General features: G+C 72.6%; 14 protein-coding genes, 2 tRNA genes and 1 pseudogene. 4 read left to right on the forward strand and 13 right to left on the reverse strand.

From position 1 onward, the window contains the following. The 3 genes and pseudogenes from E4P40_RS11855 to E4P40_RS11865 form a co-directional block, all read left to right on the forward strand. The coding region (locus E4P40_RS11855) for an AAA family ATPase (RefSeq protein WP_135158825.1) at positions 1-1,845 on the forward strand (1,845 nt) is incomplete at its 5' end. A 162-nt stretch (positions 1,846-2,007) separates the two neighbouring features. Further along, positions 2,008-2,235: a helix-turn-helix domain-containing protein gene (locus tag E4P40_RS11860; protein WP_135158826.1), complete on the forward strand. Its 228-nt coding sequence runs from the start codon at positions 2,008-2,010 to the stop codon at positions 2,233-2,235. Positions 2,236-2,397: 162 nt separating this feature from the next. Further along, positions 2,398-3,396: pseudogene (locus E4P40_RS11865) on the forward strand (site-specific integrase); the annotation flags it as partial. Positions 3,397-3,550: 154 nt separating this feature from the next. Here E4P40_RS11865 and E4P40_RS11870 read toward each other — a convergent pair. The 7 genes from E4P40_RS11870 to E4P40_RS11895 form a co-directional block, all read right to left on the reverse strand. Continuing rightward, positions 3,551-3,623 (reverse strand) — tRNA-Ala (locus E4P40_RS11870). A 23-nt stretch (positions 3,624-3,646) separates the two neighbouring features. Further along, positions 3,647-3,790 (reverse strand): DLW-39 family protein, encoded by a 144-nt coding sequence (locus tag E4P40_RS28055; RefSeq protein ID WP_167762197.1) that lies wholly within the window; start codon positions 3,788-3,790, stop codon positions 3,647-3,649. Positions 3,791-3,846: 56 nt separating this feature from the next. Then, positions 3,847-3,920: transfer RNA gene (locus E4P40_RS11875), tRNA-Ile, on the reverse strand. 88 nt (positions 3,921-4,008) lie between these two features. After that, entirely contained in the window at positions 4,009-4,740 is a 732-nt protein-coding gene (locus E4P40_RS11880; RefSeq protein ID WP_135158827.1) for a DUF3566 domain-containing protein, read from the reverse strand. A 119-nt stretch (positions 4,741-4,859) separates the two neighbouring features. Next, positions 4,860-7,328: a DNA gyrase subunit A gene (gene gyrA, locus E4P40_RS11885; RefSeq protein WP_135158828.1), complete on the reverse strand. Its 2,469-nt coding sequence runs from the start codon at positions 7,326-7,328 to the stop codon at positions 4,860-4,862. Between the two features lie 67 nt (positions 7,329-7,395). Next, positions 7,396-9,441: a DNA topoisomerase (ATP-hydrolyzing) subunit B gene (gyrB, locus tag E4P40_RS11890; RefSeq protein ID WP_135158829.1), complete on the reverse strand. Its 2,046-nt coding sequence runs from the start codon at positions 9,439-9,441 to the stop codon at positions 7,396-7,398. A 244-nt stretch (positions 9,442-9,685) separates the two neighbouring features. Then, entirely contained in the window at positions 9,686-11,110 is a 1,425-nt protein-coding gene (locus tag E4P40_RS11895; RefSeq protein ID WP_135158830.1) for an APC family permease, read from the reverse strand. A 122-nt stretch (positions 11,111-11,232) separates the two neighbouring features. Here E4P40_RS11895 and E4P40_RS11900 point away from each other — a divergent pair, with 122 nt between their 5' ends. Further along, positions 11,233-12,744, forward strand: coding sequence for an SDR family oxidoreductase (locus E4P40_RS11900; RefSeq protein WP_135158831.1), 1,512 nt, complete (start codon positions 11,233-11,235; stop codon positions 12,742-12,744). 97 nt (positions 12,745-12,841) lie between these two features. Here the strand turns inward: E4P40_RS11900 and E4P40_RS11905 are convergent, their stop codons facing one another. From E4P40_RS11905 to dnaN, 6 genes are all read right to left on the reverse strand, one after another. Further along, on the reverse strand, positions 12,842-14,497 hold the full coding sequence (locus E4P40_RS11905; RefSeq protein WP_245160283.1) for an ABC transporter ATP-binding protein: 1,656 nt from the start codon (positions 14,495-14,497) through the stop codon (positions 12,842-12,844). Between the two features lie 121 nt (positions 14,498-14,618). Further along, the gene (locus tag E4P40_RS11910) at positions 14,619-15,500 is read right to left on the reverse strand and encodes a hypothetical protein (protein ID WP_135158833.1); all 882 of its coding nucleotides are present in this window, start codon (positions 15,498-15,500) and stop codon (positions 14,619-14,621) included. A gap of 35 nt (positions 15,501-15,535) precedes the next feature. Beyond that, complete coding sequence (locus tag E4P40_RS11915) at positions 15,536-16,036, reverse strand: DciA family protein (protein ID WP_135158834.1); 501 nt, start codon at positions 16,034-16,036, stop codon at positions 15,536-15,538. Beyond that, positions 16,033-17,211, reverse strand: coding sequence for a DNA replication/repair protein RecF (recF, locus tag E4P40_RS11920; RefSeq protein ID WP_135158835.1), 1,179 nt, complete (start codon positions 17,209-17,211; stop codon positions 16,033-16,035). Before recF ends, E4P40_RS11915 begins: the two co-directional genes overlap by 4 nt. Positions 17,212-17,325: 114 nt before the next feature. Beyond that, positions 17,326-18,258 (reverse strand): phosphogluconate dehydrogenase (NAD(+)-dependent, decarboxylating), encoded by a 933-nt coding sequence (gnd, locus tag E4P40_RS11925; RefSeq protein ID WP_135158836.1) that lies wholly within the window; start codon positions 18,256-18,258, stop codon positions 17,326-17,328. 125 nt (positions 18,259-18,383) lie between these two features. After that, positions 18,384-19,544 carry a DNA polymerase III subunit beta gene (gene dnaN, locus E4P40_RS11930; RefSeq protein ID WP_135158837.1) on the reverse strand — a complete coding sequence of 387 codons (1,161 nt, stop codon included), beginning with the start codon at positions 19,542-19,544 and terminating at the stop codon, positions 18,384-18,386. Positions 19,545-19,920: the final 376 nt, after the last annotated feature.

Here is a 19,920-nt window from a genome sequence, read left to right on the forward strand (position 1 = left end):
ATCGGCGCGCTGGACCGCGAGGCTGCCGTCGACGCCGTGCTGATCCGGCTGGCCGTCGGCCGCTCGGCCTGGAACGCCGCCGACGTCCGCGGCGAGGTCGAGCGGCTGATCGCCGCGGAGGGCGTCATCGCCGACACGGCGGTGCGCCTCGAGTTGGCCGAGGACCTCACCGCCCGCGCTCTCGACCGGTGCGTTCCCCTGGTGGACCCAGATGGAGTGCCGGAACACGTCCGGTCCTGGACCTCCCGGCCGGTGCTCGACGTGGAGGCCGACCTGCGCACCCGGTTCGCCGCCCGCGCCGGTCGTTCACCGCTGGGTGCACCGCGGCTGGCGCCGCTGCCGGCGGGCGTTGTCCGGGGCCTGGACGCCGGTCAGGTCGCGGCGGTAGCCGTCCTGGCCGGCGACCGGCGGTTGATGGTCGTGGAGGGCGCGGCCGGGGCGGGCAAGACCACCGCGCTGGCCGCTGCCCGTGACCTGCTGCAGCGGCAGGGACGGCGGCTGATGGTAGTCACCCCGACGCTGAAGGCCGCCCAGGTCGCCCGCGCGGAGGTGGGCGCGACCACCGGGTCGGCAGCGTCCCTCGTCTTCGCCCACGGCTGGCGTTGGAACGAGCACGGCAAGTGGACCCGACTCGCCCTCGGCGAGGCCGACCCGGTCACCGGCCGCATCCACACCGGGCCGGCGGAGGGGACCCGGCTGCGGCCCGACGATCTGCTGGTCGTCGACGAGGCCGGCATGCTCGACCAGGACACCGCCCGCTCTCTGCTCACCGTCGCCGACGAGGCCGGGGCGCGGCTGGCGCTGCTGGGGGACCGCCACCAGCTCGCCGCGGTCGGCCGCGGCGGTGTCCTGGACCTAGCCGCCGCTCAGGTCGACCCGGCTGCCTGCCTGACGTTGGAGTCGGTGCACCGCTTCATTCGCACCGACAGCACCGGCCAGTCGGTTCCGGACGGTGAGTACGCCGAGCTGACGTTGGCGATGCGGCGGGGTGACACCCCGGGTGTGGTGTTCAACGCCCTCCTCGCCCGCGGCCGGATCCACCTGCACCCCGACCACGCAGCGCTGCAGGACGCCCTGGCCGCGACCGCCGCCCACGACCCCCAGGCGGCCGACGTCGCAGTGGTGGCGGACACCCGCGAGCAGGTCAACGAGCTCAACGCCGCCATCCGCAACCGGCTGGTCGCCGACGGCCGCGTCGACGACGTCCGGGTCGTGACCACGCGGGCGGGTCAGCGGATCGGCGCCGGCGACCGGATCGCCACCCGGCGCAACGACCGTGACCTGGAGGTGGCCAACCGAGACACGTGGACGGTCACCGCGGTCGGCCGACGCGGTGGGCTGCTGGTCACCGCCGGCACGGCCACCGGTGACGTCTCCTGGGGCGATGTCCCCCCGGTCGGCGCACGGGTCCGGGTGCTGCCCGCCGACTACGTCACCGAGCACGTGGAGCTGGCCTACGCCAGCACCGCGTACGGCGTGCAAGGGAACACCGTTCCCGCCGCGCACGTGGTCATCGGTGACCAGACCGGCGCGGCCTCGGCCTACGTCGGCATGACCCGCGGACGGTTGGCCAACACCGCGCACCTCGTCGCGGCCGACGTGGCCGAGGCCCGGGCGCAGTGGATCGCCGTCTTCGGCCGCGACCGGGCCGACCTCGGCCCCGGCCACGCGGCCGAGCTGGCCGCTCGAGAGGCCGCCCGCGACCGCCAGGACCGGTCGCGCGACCGGACGGCAGCCGCTCCCCCGCGGCCGGTCGCGCCGATACCCAGCGTCCCCCGGCCCGAGGCGGAGCGGCGGGGACCATCCCTCGCCCGTGGAGGCGCCGCGCCGGGCATCGGCCGATGAGCGGGGCCGCCTCCACCGGCCGGCCGCGGGCCCGGACACCGGCAACAGGAGGAGAACTGGAGAATTTCGGAAGCAATCGGTGGTCGGCTGTCACCAATCGCGCCGAAATGGCGCCTTCTCCCGTGACGGAGCACAGCCCACCCGAGCCCACCGGAGCCAGCCATGTCCGACGATCCCGTCCGCCGCGAGCCCGAACTGCTCACCATCACCGAGGCCGCCGAGCTGCTCCGCGCTCCGGTGGCCACCCTCCGGTACTGGCGCCACCTGGGCACCGGTCCGCGCAGCTTCCGCCTCGGCCGCCGCGTCCTCTACCGCTCTGAGGACCTGCGCAGCTGGATCGATGCCCAGCACGACGACCAGGTCTCCCCCGCGGCGGGTGCCCGGCGGTGACCGCCCCGACCCACGGCGCACACCGCCGTCCACAGATGGTGCCGCGGCCGTCCGGAGAGGCGGGGATCGACGGCAGGCTCACCCCCAAGACGAGCGCGCCGGTGGTAGACCTCCGCCGGCGCGGGGCTCGGCCGGGGCTCGAGGAGAGGCGGGTTATCGAAGATGGCGTCGATCGCGCGGAGGCCTGACGGCACCTACCGGCCGCGGTACCGCGATGAACACGGCAAGGAACACGCCCGGCACTTCAAGCGCAAGGTCGACGCCCAGCGATGGCTCGACGAGGTCACCGCGGCCGTGCAGACGGGCACCTACGTCGACCCCAAGCGGGCCAGGACGACCGTGGGAGAGCTGGCGCCCGTCTGGCTCGCCGGGAAGATCAACCTCAAGCCCACCAGTCGGGCCCGCTACGCCGACGTCCTCAAGACCCACGTCCTGCCGCGCTGGGGGAACGTCGCGCTGATCCGGGTGACCCACGGCGAGGTGCAGGCCTGGCTGTCCGAGCTCTCCGACCGGGGGCTGGCCGGGGCCTCGGTCCGCAAGGCGCAGGGCGTCCTGTCCGGCATCCTCGGCCTCGCGGTGCGGGACCGGCGCCTGGCCGTCAACCCCGCGCTCGGCGTCGCCCTGCCCCCGATGCAGGAGAAGCGCCGCCGGTACCTGACCGCCGAGCAGCTGGAGGCACTCGCCGACGCCGCCGGGCCCGGCCGGGTCGCCGTGCTGGTGCTCGGCTACTGCGGGCTGCGCTGGTCGGAGCTGGCGGCGCTGCGGGTGCGGCACTTCGACCTGCTGCGCCGGCGGGTGCTCGTCGAGGAGGCGGTCACCGAGGTCGACGGCTCCCGTCTGGTGTGGGGCGCCCCCAAGACCCACGGCCGCCGCTCGGTGCCGCTGCCCCGGTTCCTCGTCGACGAGCTGGCCCGCACGGTGGTGACCCGCCCGGCGGACGAGCTGGCCTTCCCCTCGCCGCAGGGCGCGGTGCTGCGCAACCGGAACGCCCGGTCCGCCTGGTTCGACGCCGCGGCCCGGGCCATCGGCGAGGCCGGGCTCACGCCGCACGAACTCCGGCACACCGCGGCCTCGCTGGCGATCAAGGCCGGGGCCAACGTCAAGGCGGTGCAGCGGATGCTTGGGCACGCCTCGGCGGCCATGACCTTGGACCGCTACGCCGACCTGTTCGACGACGACCTGGACGACGTGGCCGACCGCCTGGACGCGCTGCGGGCCGCATCCTGCGGACGAGTTGCGGACTTTTTGCGGACTGAGACCCCTTTGGAGGGCTCGCCGGAGCCTCCCGCGAAGGTGAATCCGCAGGTCAGAGGAGTGGAGACGAGGGGAATCGAACCCCTAACCCCCGCCTTGCAAAGGCGGTGCTCTGCCAATTGAGCTACGTCCCCTGGAGCTGCGCCCCTGGGCGAGGTCAGCGGGTGGTGGGCGTGCTGACGGCCTCCGGACCGCGGGTGGCCTCGTGCCACAGATCGGCCTCGGCCTTGCCACCGGCCCGCTTGCGGACGACGGCCAGGGCCCCGGCGGCGACCGCGGCGAGTGCCAGCTTCTTGAGCACGCGGTTCCTCCTCGAGCGCTCGATGGTGCGCGTCGCCGGAGGTTCCGGCACACGGGTGGGCCTGGGAGGACTTGAACCTCCGGCCTCATCCTTATCAGGGATGCGCTCTAACCGTCTGAGCTACAGGCCCGTGAACCTGGAACAGCCTACCTGCCGGTCTCTGGCCCCCTGCAGGGCCCCGCCGCGGGCCTGCGAGTGGTGGGGCAGGGGGTCCTCTTTCAGTCGCGCTCGGAGAGCGTGAGCTCGAGGCCGCCGACCAGGTCGGAGCACAGGTTGTAGATGAAGGTGCCGACGGTGCAGAGCGCCGTCAGGAGCACGATGTTGATCGCACCGATCACCGCCGCGCCACCGAAGACGACGCCCGGGGTGACGACGTCGCCCGCGACCTCGCCGCCCGACGCGCTGCCCAGCTGACCGAACAGCTCGTTGAGGGTGTCGAAGACGCCCAGGGCGCTGAGGACGCCGTAGAGCACGCCGACCGCGACCATCCAGATGAAGAACAGCGCGATCGACAGCACCAGCGAGATCTTCAGCGCCGACCAGGTGTCGATGTGCCGCAGCTGCAGCCGGGCGCGACGGGGGCCGCGGCCACTCGCCTTCGCCGGGCCACGTCCGCGGGAGGACGACGTGCCCCTGGCGGCAGCGGCGTCGGCCGCCTGCGCCGCAGACGTCTCCGAGACGAAGGAACCGCCGGCCGGCGGAACCGCGGGGGCGCCACCGGTCATCGGCGGCACGGCCGGCGCGGCGCCCGTGGCCGGCGGGACCGGGACGCTGCCGACGGGCGGCACGGTGGCCGGGCCGGTGTTCACGGGGTGCGCGGGCTGCGAACCAGTCGGGATCGACTGGGTGGCGGAGACCGGCGCCGGCTCGCCCGCGGTGGGGTCCGTCTGCGCGGCGGTCTCCCCGGTGCGGGCCCCGGTACGCACCGAACTCGGCGTCCGGTCGCTCATGCCAGTCTCCCGTTCCCCAGCGGCGCGTGCCGCTCCCTCGAGACCGGGCTGGTCTCGCCTGCCATCACCATCATCGGGGGCGCCGTCAATTCCGGACAGCGCATCCGCCAGTCGTCACCCTAGGCGTCGGGCTCGTCATTGTCCGTCGTCCGCGCGATCGCCACGATCGAGACGTCCTCCGGCAAGTTCATGAGCTTGACACCCATCGTGGCGCGGTCCTTGTTGTGCCGCACCCCGTTGACCGGCGTCCGGATGACGCCGCCACCGGAGGTGATGGCGTACAGCTCGTCGCCCAGCGTCACCGCGAGCGCGCCGACGAGGGCGCCCTTGCGCGCCTTCGGGTCGGCCGTGAGGACGCCCTTCCCGCCACGGCCCTGGTTCGGGTAGTTCTCGATGCCGGTCCGCTTCGCGAATCCGCGCTCGGTGGCCACCAGGACGTCGACGCCCTCCTGCACCACCATGAGCGACAGCAGGCGGTCGTCGTCGGCCAGCGAGATGCCGCGGACGCCCTCCGTCGCCCGGCCCATCGGCCGCAGCGCCGTGTCGTCGGCGGTGAAGCGGATCGACATCGCCTTGCGGGTGACCAGCAGCAGGTCCTGGTCCGCTTCGATCAGCGCCGCGCCCACCAGCTCGTCCTCGTCGCGCAGGTTGATGGCGATCACGCCGCCCTGGCGCGGGGAGTCGAAGTCGGTCAGCCGGGTCTTCTTCACCTGGCCCCTGGCCGTGGCGAGCACCAGGTACGGCGCGACCGAGTAGTCCTTGATCTGCATGACCTGGGCGATCTTCTCGTCCGGCTGGAAGGCCAGGATGTTCGCCACGTGCTGACCGCGGGCCGTGCGGTTGGCCTCCGGCAGCTCGTAGGCCTTGGACCGGTAGACGCGGCCCTTGTTCGTGAAGAAGAGGATCCAGTCGTGGGTGGAGCCCACGAAGAAGTGGTCGACGATGTCGTCCTGCTTGAGGGCCGCACCCATCACGCCCTTGCCGCCACGGCGCTGCGAGCGGTAGAGGTCGCTCTTCGTCCGCTTCGCGTACCCGGTGCGGGTGATGGTGACGACGACCTCCTCCTCCGCGATGAGGTCCTCCATGGAGACGTCGCCGTCGTTGGCGACGAACTGCGTGCGGCGGTCGTCGCCGTACTTCTCGACGACCTCGGCCAGCTCGTCGTGGATGATCTGCCGCTGCCGCTCGGGGGAGGCGAGGATCGCCTCGAGCTCGGCGATCTCCAGCTCGATCTCGGCCAGCTGGTCGAGGATCCGCTGCCGCTCCAGGGCGGCGAGCCGGCGCAACTGCATGTCCAGGATCGCGGTCGCCTGGATCTCGTCGATGTCCAGGAGCTCCATCAGCCCGCCGCGGGCGGCGTCGGCCGACTCGCTGTTGCGGATGAGGGTGATGACCGCGTCGAGCTGGTCCAGGGCCTTGGCGTAGCCGCGCAGGATGTGCGCGCGCTCCTCGGCCTTGCGCAGCCGGTACCGGGTGCGCCGCTGGATGACCTCGATCTGATGGTTCACGTAGAGCTTGACGAGCTCGTCGAGGCGGAGCGTGCGCGGGACGCCGTCGACGATCGAGAGCATGTTGCAGCCGAACGTCGTCTGCAGCTGGGTGTGCTTGTAGAGGTTGTTCAGCACGACCTTGGCGACGGCGTCACGGCGCAGCGTGATGACCAGCCGGCGGCCGACGCGGTCGCTGGACTCGTCGGCGATCTCGCTGATCCCCTGCAGGCGGCCTTCCTTGACCGCGTCGGCGATCGACTCGGCCAGGTTGTCGGGGTTGACCTGGTACGGCAGCTCGGTGCAGACGAGCTGCACCCGGCCGCGGGAGTCCTCCTCGACGGTGACGACGGCGCGCATGCGCACCGAGCCCCGGCCGGTGCGGTAGGCCTCCTCGATCCCCTCCCGGCCGACGATCAGACCGTGGGTCGGGAAGTCCGGGCCCTTGATCCGCTCCATGCACGCGGTGAGGGCTTCCTCGGGCTCGGCGTCGGGGTGCTCGAGCACCCAGAACACCGCGGCCGCCACCTCGCGCAGGTTGTGCGGGGGCATGTTGGTGGCCATGCCGACCGCGATGCCGGCGGAGCCGTTGATGAGCAGGTTGGGGATGCGGCCCGGCAGGACCAGCGGCTCGAGGTTCTTGCCGTCGTAGTTGGGCTGGAAGTCGACGGTCTCCTCGTCGATGTTGGCCAGCATCTCCATGGCCAGCGGGGTCAGCCGCGCCTCGGTGTACCGCATGGCGGCGGCCGGGTCGTTGCCGGGAGAGCCGAAGTTGCCCTGGCCGTCGACCAGCGGGTAGCGCATCGACCAGGGCTGGGCCAGCCGCACGAGGGCGTCGTAGATCGAGGTGTCGCCGTGCGGGTGGTAGTTACCCATGACCTCACCGACGACGCGCGCGCACTTGACGTAGCTGCGGTCGGGTCGGAAGCCCTGGTCGAACATCGCGAACAGCACCCGCCGGTGCACCGGCTTCAGGCCGTCGCGGACCTCGGGCAGGGCGCGGCCGACGATGACCGACATCGCGTAGTCGATGTAGCTGCGCTGCATCTCCTGCTGGAGGTCGACCGGTTCGACGCGGTCGCGGGCAGGGGTCTCGGTCACGGTTCAGATCTCCACAAGTCGGTGCACAGCAGTGGACAAAGTCCAGGTCAGAGCCGGTTTCGGCGGCTCACACGTCCAGGAACCGGACGTCCTTGGCGTTGCGGGTGATGAAGCTCCGGCGGGCCTCGACGTCCTCGCCCATGAGGATGCTGAACAGCTCGTCGGCGGTCGCGGCGTCCTCGAGGGTCACCTGCAGGAGGACCCGGGTCTCCGGGTTCATCGTGGTCTCCCAGAGCTCGGTCGCGTTCATCTCGCCGAGGCCCTTGAAGCGCTGGATCGCGTCGTCCTTGATCTTGCGACCCTGTTCGGCGCCGAGCTTGAGGGCGCCTTCCTTCTCCTTGTCGGTGTAGACGTACTCGTCACCGACCTTGCCGCCCCACTTGATCTTGTACAGCGGGGGCTGGGCGAGGTAGACGTGCCCGGCCTCGACCAGCGGCCGCATGAAGCGGAACAGCAGGGTGAGCAGCAGCGTCCGGATGTGCTGGCCGTCGACGTCGGCGTCGGCCATCAGCACGATCTTGTGATAGCGGAGCTTCGACAGGTCGAACTCGTCGTGGATGCCGGTGCCGAAGGCGGTGATCATCGACTGGACCTCGTTGTTCTTGAGGACCCGGTCGATCCGCGCCTTCTCGACGTTGATGATCTTGCCGCGGATCGGGAGGATCGCCTGGAACATCGAGTCGCGGCCCGACTTGGCCGATCCGCCGGCCGAGTCGCCCTCGACGATGTAGACCTCGGAGTTGCGCGGGTCGGTCGAGCGGCAGTCGGCCAGCTTGCCCGGCAGCGAGTTGTTGCTGAGCAGGTTCTTGCGAGCCAGCTTGCGGGCGTCCTGCGCCGCGCGGCGGGCCCGGGCGGCCGAGGACGCCTTGGTGATGACGATCTTCGCCTCGGCCGGGTTGGACTCGAACCAGTGGGTGATCTGCTCGTTGCAGACCCGCTGGACGAAGCCCTTCACCTCGGTGTTGCCGAGCTTGGTCTTGGTCTGCCCCTCGAACTGCGGATCGCCGAGCTTCACCGAGACGATCGCGGCGAGACCCTCGCGGATGTCCTCACCCGTGAGCTTCTCGTCCTTCTCCTTGAGGATCTTCTTGTCCACCGCGTACCGGTTGACGATCGACGTCAGCGCGGCGCGGAAGCCCTCCTCGTGGGTGCCGCCCTCGTGCGTGTTGATCGTGTTCGCGAACGTGTAGACCGACTCCGAGTAGGCATCGGACCACTGCATCGCGACGTCGAGGCTCATCGCCATGTCGTTCTTGCCCACGCCGTCGGCGGAGAAGCTGACGATGGACTTGTGGATGGGGCTCTTCTTGGCGTTGACGTGCTTGACGTAGTCCTCGAGCCCGCCGTCGTACTTGTAGACGATCTCGGTGGGCTCGAAGGCCTTCTGCTCGGCGCCGGGCTCGGGGGCGGCCTCGGCGAGCGTGATCTCCTCGGCCATGCCGGTCTCGGCCTTGCTGTGCCCCGGCCGCTCGTCGCGCAGGACGATCGTCAGGCCCTTGTTGAGGAAGGCCATCTCCTGCAGCCGGCGGCTGATCGTGTCGAACGAGTAGTTGGTCGTCTCGAAGATGTCGCCGTCGGCCCAGAAGGTGATCGCGGTGCCCCGCTTCTTCGTCGGGCCGATCTTCTCCAGCGGGCCGGGCTTGGCCAGCTCGTAGTGCTGGTGCCACTCGGTGCCGTCGCGCCAGATGCGGACGTCGAGCTTCTTCGACAGCGCGTTGACGACGGTGACGCCGACGCCGTGCAGACCGCCGGAGACCGCGTAGCTCTTGCCGTCGAACTTGCCGCCCGCGTGCAGGATCGTCATGACGACCTCGACGGTCGGCCGCTTCTCGACCGGGTGCATGTCCACCGGGATCCCGCGGCCGTTGTCCTCGACCCGGACGCCGCCGTCGGCCAGCAGGGTGACGTGCACCTTGTCCGCGTGGCCGGCCAGCGCCTCGTCGACGGAGTTGTCGACGACCTCCCACACCATGTGGTGCAGACCCCGCTCACCGGTGGAGCCGATGTACATACCGGGGCGCTTGCGCACCGCCTCGAGACCCTCGAGGACGGTGATCGAGCTGCCGGAGTAGGCGTTCTCAGTCTTGGGCTCGGTCTTCGGCCGTGCGACCACGTGGGGCCTTCCTTTCGCGCAACCGGCGCCACACTTCCCCGTGGACGACACGGAGCGGAACGGGCGCAGAACGGCGCTCAGCCGGTTGCTGGCGGTTTCTGCTGTCCAGGATACCGGGTCCACCGACAGGAATGCCGCCGTCCACGCCCTGACGTCGTGTCTGGGCCACTTGCGGCACCTCCGCCACCACCCGTGCTGCCCCCGGGGATGACACGCCGTCCTCGGTGGGCACAGCCGGAAGCTCTCAGTTGCGAGGGCCCTTCGGTCCGTCACCGGTGAGGTGGGTGGGATCGAAGCGGGGCACCTCGGCGCCGGTCCGCTTGTTCACGAGCACCGTCACGCCCCAGAGGACGACGCCGATCGCGAGCAGCACGCCGGCGATCCGGTACTGCTCCGCCGGCCGGCCCGCCCAGGGCGTGGCGAGGAACCCGCACGCGAGCGCCCCCACCACCGGGAGCACGGTGGGGGTCCGGAAGTGGTCGGCGTCCACGGTGTCCTTGCGCAGGACCAGGACCGCAACGTTGACGACGGTGAACACGATCAGCAGCAGCAGCGCAGTGGTGCCGCCCAGCGCGGGGACGGCGCCGACGAAGGTGATCAGGCCGAAGGCCAGCGCGGTCGTGAAGAGGATCGCGGTGGTGGGCGTCCGGCGGCGGCGGTGCACCTTGCCGAGGAACGGCGGGAGCACCCGCTCCTTGGCCAGGCCGTAGACCAGCCGGCTGGCCATCAGCATGTTGATCAGCGCGGAGTTGGCAACGGCGAACATCGTGATCACGCCGAAGAGCCCGATCGGGAAGCCGGGGGCGCCGGCCTCGACGACCTGCAACAACGGGGTGTCGCCCTCGCTGAGCGCGTCCGCCGGCACCAGGGCGATCGCCGAGATCGAGACGAGCACGTAGATCACGCCGGTCGCGACCAGGCCGGCGAGCAGCACCTTGGGGAAGATCTTCCGCGGCTCCTTGCACTCCTCGGCCATGTTCACCGAGTCCTCGAACCCGACCATCGCGAAGAACGCCAGCCCGGTCGCGGCGATCACGCCGCCCAGGACCGAACGGTCACCGGTGTCGAACTCCGTCACCCGGGAGAAGTCGCCCTCGCCGATGCCGAGCGCCCAGACGCCCACCCCGATGACGATCAGCAGGCCGGTGAGCTCCACGCAGGTGAGGACGACGTTGGCCTTGACGCTCTCGCCGACCCCCCGGTGGTTGATCGCCGCGACCAGGCCCATGAAGCCCAGCCCGATCAGGGTGATGCCAATGCCGTCCTCGAAGCCCAGGCCGAAGACGTTCGCGGCGTTCGCGCTGAAGGCCCGGGCCGCGGTGGACGCCGAGGTGATCCCCGAGCTCATCACCGCGAACGCGACGAGGAACGTCAGGAAGTGCAGGCCGAACGCCTTGTGCGTGTAGAGCGCCGCACCGGCGGCCTGCGGGTACTTGGTCACCAGCTCCAGGTAGCTGAACGCGGTGACCAGCGCGACGAGGAAGGCGACCAGGAACGGCAGCCAGACGACCCCGCCGACCTGCGCGGCGACCTGACCGGTGAGCGCGTAGATCCCGGTGCCCAGGATGTCACCGACGATGAAGAGCAGGAGCAGGCCGGGGCCCATCACCCGCTTCAGGGTCGGCTGGCCGTCCGCGGTCCGTGCGTCGGCGGTGGTGGCCTCGGCCATCGGGTCCTCCTCGTGGACGTGCTGCGGGACGACCGCCGCCGGCCGGCGTCCTGCGATCGTGCTGCCTCCCGGACGCCGCCGCGATTCGAGCGGCCGGCGGATTTCGGGCCGACACTCGGTCCATGGCTCCCGATCCGATCGCGCCCGACGGACCCCCGGCCCTGACGTGCCTCGTCACGGGGGCCACCGGCTACATCGGAGGCCGGCTGGTGCCCGAGCTGCTGGCCGCGGGGTACCGGGTGCGGGTCATGACCCGGTCGCCCGAGCGCGTCCGCGACCACCCGTGGGCCGAGCAGGTCGAGATCGTCCGGGCCGATGCGGCCGACGCCGGCCAGGTGGCCGCCGCCTGCGCCGGCGCCGACGTCGCCTACTACCTGATCCACGCCCTGGGGTCGGGGCCGCAGTTCGAGCAGACCGACCGGCGGACGGCGGAGGTGATGGCGAAGGCCGCCCGCGAGGCAGGGATCGGCCGGCTGGTCTACCTGGGAGCGCTGGAGCCGGAGGGCGAGGAGATGTCGCCGCACCTGCGGTCGCGGACGGAGGTGGCCGAGATCCTGCTCGGCTCCGGCGTCCCGACGGTGGTGCTCCGCGCGGCCGTCGTCCTCGGGTCGGGGTCGGCGTCCTTCGAGATGCTGCGCTACCTGACCGAGCGGCTGCCGGTGATGGTGACGCCCCGCTGGGTGCACAGCCGGATCCAGCCGATCGCCGTCCGGGACGTGCTGCGGTACCTGGTCGGCTGCGCGCGCGTGCCCGCCTCCGTGCACCGGTGCTTCGACGTCGGCGGGCCGGACGTCATGAACTACGCCGACATGATGCAGCGGTACGCCGTGGTCGCGGGGCTGCCGCGGCGCCGGATCCTGCCGGTCCCGCTGTTCTCGCCGTCGCTGTCCAGCCACTGGGTCGGGCTGATCACCCCGGTGCCGGCCGGGATCGCCCGCCCCCTCGTGGAGTCGCTGCGCAACACCGTCGTCTGCGGCGAGCACGACATCGCCGAGTACGTGCCCGATCCGCCGGAGGGGCTGCTCGGCTTCGACGACGCGGTCCGGCTCGCCGTCCAGCGGGTCCGGGACTCCGCGGTGGCCACCCGGTGGTCGGGGGCCTCGGTGCCCGGTGCGCCGTCGGACCCGCTGCCGACCGATCCCGACTGGGCCGGCGGGACCCTCTACGTCGACGAGCGCACCCGCGGCACGTCCGCGACGCCCGGGGCGCTGTGGCGGGTGGTCGAGGGCATCGGCGGGGACCGCGGCTGGTACTCGTTCCCGCTGGCCTGGCGGGTGCGCGGCTGGCTCGACCGGCTGGTCGGCGGGGTGGGGCTGCGGCGGGGGCGGCGGAACCCGCAGGACCTCTACGTCGGCGACGCCCTCGACTTCTGGCGGGTCGAGGAGATCGAGGACGGGCGGCTGCTGCGCCTGCGCGCCGAGATGCGGCTGCCCGGGCTCGCCTGGCTGGAGTTCCACGTGGAACACGGTCCGGACGGCGTCGTGCTGCGGCAGCGGGCGACCTTCGCGCCGCACGGGCTCGCCGGGCACCTCTACTGGTGGGCTATCGCGGCGTTCCACGGCGTCGTGTTCGGCGGGATGATCCGCGGCGTCACCCGCGGAGCGGAAGAGCAGGAGACGACGGCCGCCGTCTGACGTGCGACGCCGTCCTGGCTCAGCTCATGGGGTCCTGGCTCAGCGTCGACGGTGAGCCAGGACCCCTGACGATCAGGTCACCTGATCGTTCTCGGGCTCACACCAGGAGCTGGGCGGTCGCCAGCTCGCGGTAGAGCGGGCTGGACTCCACCAGCTCGGCGTGGGTGCCGCGGGCGACGACGCGGCCCTGGTCGAGCACGACGATCTCGTCGCTGTCGAGCACCGTGGACAGCCGGTGGGCGACCACGAGCAGGGCCCGGTCGGCCGATGCCGCCGCGAGGGTGTCACGCAGCAGCTGCTCGTTGCGCGCGTCCAGGCTGGCGGTCGGCTCGTCCAGCAGGAGCAGCTCCGGCCGGGCCAGCAGCGACCGCGCGATCGCCAGCCGCTGCCGCTCGCCACCGGAGAGCAGCACGCCCTCGTCCCCGACGAGCACGTCCAGTCCGCGCGGCGACCGGCGGACGACGTCGGTCAGGCCGACGTCGGCGAGCACCGCCCACAGCTCGGGGTCGGTCGCGTCGGGCCGGGTGAGCAGCAGGTTGTCGCGCACCGTGCCGGCGAGCACCGGAGCCTCCTGCTCGACGTAGCCGAGCCGGGCCCGCAGCGCCGCCCGCGGCAGCTCGCGGACGTCGGTCCCCGCCCACCGGACCGCCCCGCCGTCGAGGGGGTAGAAGCCCTCGATCAGCGCGAGGATCGTCGACTTCCCGGCGCCCGAGGGCCCGACGAGCGCCACCCGGCTGCCGGGCGGCACCTGCAGGGAGACGCCGCGCAGCACCTCGGTGCCGTCGGCATAGCGGAACGAGACGTCGTCCAGCTCCAGGAGCGGGGCCGAAGGCACGGGGACGACGGTGGCACCGGGCCGCTCCGGCCGGGCGTCGTCCTCGGGCGGCAGAGCGAGGATCTCCTGGATGCGGGTGAGCGCGCCGAAGCCCAACTGCAGCTGGTTCCACGCCCCGATGGCCTGCCCCAGGGGTATGACCAGCAGGAACAGGTACAGGATGAAGGCCACCAGCTCCGCGACGCTGAGCGAGCCGCTGGCCACCCGGTAGCCGCCGACGCCGAGGACGGCGAGGAACGCGCCCTGCACCGCCACCGAGCCGGCCGGCGCCACCAGGGCCTGCAGGCGGGCGACCCGCACGCCGGCCTCGTACGCCCGGCCGGCGCTCTCCCCGACCGCGGCGATCTCCCGGCCCGTCGCCCCGCTGGCCCGGATCGTTCGGACGGCCGACAGCGCCCGCTCCACCGCCGCGGTCATCGCGCCCACCTGCTCCTGTGCCTGGCGGGACAGCAGGCGCATCCCTCGGGACACGACCACGACGGTGATGAGCCCGACCGAGACCGAGGCCACGGTGAGCAACAGCAGCCACGCGTCGACGAACGCCATCGCGACCAGCGCTCCCACGGCTTCGACGGCCGAACCGGCCACCTGGACGACGCCGGAGGTCACCGTGGCCCGCAGCAGCGTGGTGTCGGCACCGACCCGTGACATGAGGTCGCCGGTCCGCCTGCGGTCGTACTCGGCGACCGGCAGCCGCAGCAGCCGGTCGACCAGGGTGGTCCGCGTGGTGAGGACGACGCCCTCGGCGGTGCGCTGCAGGAGGTAGTCCTGGCCCGCGCCCAGTGCTGCCGCCGCGAGGACGACGACGACCAGCAGCGCCACCGCCGGCAGCAGGGTGTCCCCGCCACCGACCGCGTCGATCACCCGCGACACGAGCAGCGGCTGGGCGAGCGCTGCCGCGGCGGCGACCAGCGACAACGCCGAGGCGAGGACCAGCGACCGCCGGTGTGGCCGCAGCAGAGGGAGGAGCTGCCGGAACCCGGCGGCCGGCTCGGCCGCCGGGTCCGTCTGCTCCGTGCCGCTCAGCGGGGCCGCCGCGTCAGTGGCCGGCGGCGAGGGCGCCGACGATCGCGGTGAGCAGCCGGGCGTGGTGCTCGAGGAGCTGTGGGCGGTGGCCGTCGGGCCGGACGGCGGCGAGGAAGCCGCCCGCCGTCCAGAACTCGTCGCCGTCGTCGGAGCCCAGGAGCAGGCCGTGCACGGCCGGGTCCTGCGACAGCCGGCGCACCTGCGGACCGTCCTCGGCGGCGAGCAGCAGCCAGCGCGTGTCGAACGCCTCGTTCCCGCTCGCGATCGGGACCAGGCCGGCCGTCCGGTGCTTCCAGAGCCGGGCCGGGGACAGCCGGAGGCCGGGGACGGCGCCGAGCAGCGGGGCCGCCGTCACGGCGTACTTGGGCACCAGGCCCTGGCCCAGCGGATAGGCGATGTCGAACGCCACCAGCTCCAGCGACCCGTACCGGCCGCGCAGCACGCTCGCGGCCCGCGCCTCCTTGCCGGGGCGCACCGGGGAGGACGCGATCAGTTCACCGAGCGCCGCGTCCTCGGGCCCGCTGCCGTCGGAGACCGTCCAGCCGTGCTGCAGCGCCCAGGACTGGGCGCCGACCGGGTCGGTCTCGAGGGTGTAGGCGCGCTCCATCTCCGGATCGCGGGCCCGGCGGCCGAACAGGCCACCCCCGCGCCCCGGGGGCGCCTGCGTGGCCGGTGGCGCAGCGGACGGGTCGACGCCGCCGTCGCGGTCGGGCGACGCCGCGGGCAGGTCCCACCCCGGTGGCTGCCAGGCGTCCCGATCGGCCGGGACGTCGTCCCGCGGCGTCTTCCGGCGGTCGGCGATGTTCGGCTGGTCCGGCTGGTCGTCCGAGAGGTGGGCCGGCTCCTGCCAGTCGCTGCCGTCGTCGGAACCGTCGCGGTCGCGCGGGCTGCTCATCGCTGCCTCTCCGTCATGGTGGGCGTCCTCGTCGTCTAGCCGTACGTGTCGCGTGGCCCCCGCCCGCGCACCGAGCGCAGGCCCTTCTTCCAGGACGGGGCCGTCGGTCCGACAACGCGCAACTTCGTCACGACGTCCCCGCCGACCGAGGCGCGCAGCTTGCCGAGGATCGTCGGGGCCAGCAGCCGGAGCTGGGTCGCCCACGCCGTGGATTCCGCGACCACGAGCAGCTCGCCCTCGCTCACGGTCTGCGGCGCGCAGTGCGCGGCGATCTCCGGGCCGACGATCGCCGACCACCGGCCGAACACCGCGCCGACCCGGGTGCGCTCCGACCAGTCCTGCTCGGTGATCAGCGAGTCGACGAGCCGGCCCAGCGGTTGGGGGTCGTCCGCGCCGGGTCCGGCGCCGGTCCACGTCCGCCGGGGGCCGGCGATCCGGCGCCGGGTCGGCTGGGGACGGGCGGCCGACGCCGCGCGCGCCGCCTCCAGCGCCGCGCGGGCGATGTCGCTCGGCCGGGCAGGCCGCTCGTCCGTCACGGAAGACCCCCCTCCCCGGCCGGGACGCTCTCCTTCACCAGGACGGCGATGCCGTCGCCCACCTCGACCCGGGCGCCGCGCAGCTCGCCCGGGACGTCGTCGAGCACGGCCGCGGTGATCAGCGTCTGCTCCGCCGACCGGGCCACGGCGGCCAGCGCCGCCCGCCGCTCGGCGTCCAGGGTCGCGAACACGTCGTCCAGGATCAGGATCGGGTCCTCGCCGTCGGCCCGCAGGAGGGCGAACGTCGCGAGCTTCAGCCCCAGCGCGAGCGACCACGACTCCCCGTGGCTGGCGAAGCCCTTGGCCGGCGCCGGCCCCAGGTGGATCACCAGGTCGTCGCGGTGCGGTCCGACCAGGGTCATCCCGCGGTCGAGCTCGTCACCCCGTCGTTCGGCCACCCGCTCCCGCATCGCCTCGGTCAGCTCCTCGACGGTCGGCAGCGTCGTCCCTTCCGCGACCGCGGTGCCGTCGCCGGCCAGCGGCACGGTCGACGAGTAACCGAGCCCGGCGATCGCCGCGCCGGCGCCCGCGACCTCGGCGTAGGCGCCGGCCACGTGCGGTGCCAGGTCGGCGATCAGCTGCAGCCGGGCGGAGAGCAGCTGCCCGCCGAGGTCGGTGAGGTGGCCGTCCCAGACGTCGAGGGTCTCGATCGCCGTGCCGCGGGCCAGCCGCGCCGTCTTCAGCAGGGCGTTGCGCTGCTTGAGCACGCGGTCGTAGTCGGCCCGGACGCCGGCCAGCCGGGGGGTGCGGGTCACGAGCAGCTCGTCGAGGAAGCGCCGCCGCTCGGTCGGGTCGCCGCGCACCAGGGCGAGGTCCTCGGGCGCGAAGAGCACCGTCCGGACCATGCCGAGCAGCTCGCGCGGCCGCGGCAGGGGGCCGCGGTTCACCCGCACGCGGTTTGCCCGGCCGGGGTTGATCTCGATCTCGACGAGGAGCTCGCGGTCGCCCCGGCGCAGGGCCGCCCGGACGACGGCCTGCTCGGCACCGTGCCGCACGAGGGGCGCGTCGGCGGAGACCCGGTGGCTGCTCATCGTCGCGAGGTAGCCCACCGCCTCGACGAGGTTGGTCTTCCCCTCGCCGTTGCGCCCGACGAACACCGTCGGACCGGGGCCGAGGGCGAGATCGACGTGCTCCCAGCTGCGGAAGGAGCCGACCTGCAGGTGCCGGACGTACACGTCAGACCCGGCCCCCCTGCCGCGCCGGCCCCGTCCAGAGCACCGCCCCGAGCCTGCGAGGGGTGGGTGGGACGGGGTCCTTCCCCGAGGCGTGGGGGGCAGGGGGGTCCTCGTTCATGCCGGCCGCTCGGCCTCTCCCGCCTGGACGGCCTTCACCGCGTGCCCGCCGAACTGCTGGCGCAGCGCGGCGACGGCCTTCATGGTCGGGGAGTCGTCCTGGCGCGAGACGAACCGCGCGAACAGCGAGGCGGCGATCGTCGGCATGGGGACGGCGTTCTCGATGCCCTGCTCGACGGTCCAGCGGCCCTCGCCCGAGTCCTCGGCGTACCCGGTGATCTTCTCCAAGGTGGGGTCCTCGTCCAGCGCGCGGACCAGCAGGTCCAGCAGCCACGAGCGGATCACCGTGCCCTGCGTCCACGAGGCGATGACGCCCGGGACGTCCTCGATGAGGTCGACCGCGGCGAGCAGTTCGTAGCCCTCGCCGTAGGCCTGCATCATCGCGTACTCGATGCCGTTGTGGACCATCTTGCTGAAGTGGCCCGCGCCCACCGGTCCGGCGTGCACGAAGCCGACGCCCGGCATCTCCTGGCCCGACTCGTCCACAGGTCGCGGCGGACGGAGCGCGTCGAAGACCGGCTGGACCTTGGCGACGTCCTCCTTCGTGCCACCGACCATCAGGGCGTAGCCGTTCTCCAGGCCCCACACCCCGCCGGAGACGCCCACGTCGATGTACCCGATGCCCTTCTCGCGCAGCATCACGTCGTGCACCTGGTCGTCGGTGAACTTGGAGTTGCCGCCCTCGACGACGACGTCGCCCTCGTCGAGCAGCTCCGCCAGTTCCTTGACCGTCTGCTTCGTCGGCTCACCGGAGGGGACCATCACCCAGACGACGCGCGGGACCGCGAGCGCCTCGACCAGCGCGGGCAGGCTGTCGACGTCCCGTTTGCCCGCGTGATGGTCGTAGCCGACCACCTCGTGGCCGGCGCGGCGCAGCCGCTCGGCCATGTTGCCGCCCATCTTGCCCAGCCCGATCAGCCCCAGCTGCACGACGTGGTCCCCTCTCAGCGCTTCTGTCGGTGGTTCATCGTGCTGTTCCGGACGCCGTCACGCGACGGGAATGGCCCTTCTGCCCCACCGCTCGCGAGCTCGCGGCGAGCCCCTGCAGAAGAGCCTTACCCAGGCAGGCGCACCGGCATGATCAGGTACCGGTAGCTGCCGGAGCGCTCGGCCGGGCCGGCCGGCTGCCCGTCGTCGGTGGCCGGCTCCTCGACACCGGAGAGCACCGCGGGCTTCAGCGGGCTCACGAAGTCCATGCGGGCCCGCTCGGTGTGCACCGCGGCCAGGCCGTCCAGCAGGAACGTCGGGTTGAAGCCGATGGTCAGTGGCTCGCCGTCGAACTCGACGTCGCAGCGCTCCTCGGCCTGGCCCTCGTCGTCGGTGCCGCCGGCGCGCAGGGTGACCTGGCCGGAGGTGAACTCGCAGCGGAGCGGGGTGCCCCGCTCGGCGACCAGCGCCACGCGCTTGGCGGCGTCGGTGAACAGCCCGACCGGGAGCAGCGCGTTGGCGTTGGACTCGCTCGGCATGATCGCCCGGTACTTCACGAACTCGGCGTCGAGCAGCCGCGTCGTCGTCTGCCGGTCCTTGCCCGAGAGGCCGAGGATCCCCTCGCCGGAGCTCCCCGACGACAGCGAGAGCACGATCTCCGGCCCGCTGGTGAGGGTCTTGGCGGCGTCGGCCAGCGTGCGCGCCGGCACCAGGACGGCGGCGGAGACGCCGGGGGTCTCCGGACGCCAGGCGAACTCGCGCACGGCCAGCCGGTAGCGGTCGGTGGCCGCCAGGGTGATGAGGTCGTCCTCGATCTCCAGGCGTACGCCGGTGAGCATCGGCAGGGTGTCGTCGCGGCCGGCGGCGACGGCGACCTGGCTGACCGCCTCGGCGAAGACGTCGCTGTCGACCAGTCCGGCCGAGGACGGCATCGAGGGCAGGGACGGGTAGTCCTCCACCGGCAGCGTCGGCAGGCTGAACCGCGCGTTGCTGCAGGCGATCGACAGGCGCGGGCCCTCGGCGGTGATCTCGACCGGGTGCGGCGGCAGCGCGCGGGTGATCTCGGCAAGCAGCCGGCCGGGCACCAGGACGCGGCCGCCCTCGGTGGCGTGGACGTCGACCTCGGCCCGGGCGGAGACCTCGTAGTCGAAGCCGGACACCGAGAGCTGGTTGCCGTCGACCTCGAGCAGGATCCCGGCGAGGACCGGCACGGACGGTCGCGGCGGCAGGCTGCGCGCCGTCCAGGCGACGGCGTCGGCGAGCACCTCACGTGCCACCCGGAACTTCATCTCTCGACCCACCCGATCTCGTCAGCGTGCTCGATGCGCCGACGCGGTGGAGCGGGCTCCGGCGCCGGTGCGGTGGTCCATCGTGCCTGTTGCGGTGCCTCGGGGGGAAACCCTGTCCCACGATGAGCGCTCTCCTGACTCCGGGAGCCCTCTGACCGCAGCGTCCCCACCCAGAGTGTGGTTCAAGAATTCTCCGAGATAACTCCCTCATCCTCGTCATCACACGTGTGGAACCTGGGGACGACGCCCCTTCGCGCTGCTCAGTGGACGGATGGGCCTGTTGGCCGGTTGTGGGCGGTCAGCGTCTTCCTGTTGTCGACACGTGGACATCTCGACGGTTGTGCACCGGAGGCCGTCGCCGTCCACCGCCTGTCCC

This window comes from Blastococcus sp. CT_GayMR20 (assembly GCF_004570345.1).

Coding starts and splice junctions, on each gene's coding strand:
- E4P40_RS11860 (WP_135158826.1), top strand. CDS start 2,008: ATGTCCGACGATCCCGTCCGCCGCGAGCCCGAACTGCTCACCATCACC.
- E4P40_RS11880 (WP_135158827.1), bottom strand. CDS start 4,740: ATGAGCGACCGGACGCCGAGTTCGGTGCGTACCGGGGCCCGCACCGGG.
- E4P40_RS11895 (WP_135158830.1), bottom strand. CDS start 11,110: ATGGCCGAGGCCACCACCGCCGACGCACGGACCGCGGACGGCCAGCCG.
- E4P40_RS11900 (WP_135158831.1), top strand. CDS start 11,233: ATGGCTCCCGATCCGATCGCGCCCGACGGACCCCCGGCCCTGACGTGC.
- E4P40_RS11910 (WP_135158833.1), bottom strand. CDS start 15,500: ATGAGCAGCCCGCGCGACCGCGACGGTTCCGACGACGGCAGCGACTGG.
- dnaN (WP_135158837.1), bottom strand. CDS start 19,544: ATGAAGTTCCGGGTGGCACGTGAGGTGCTCGCCGACGCCGTCGCCTGG.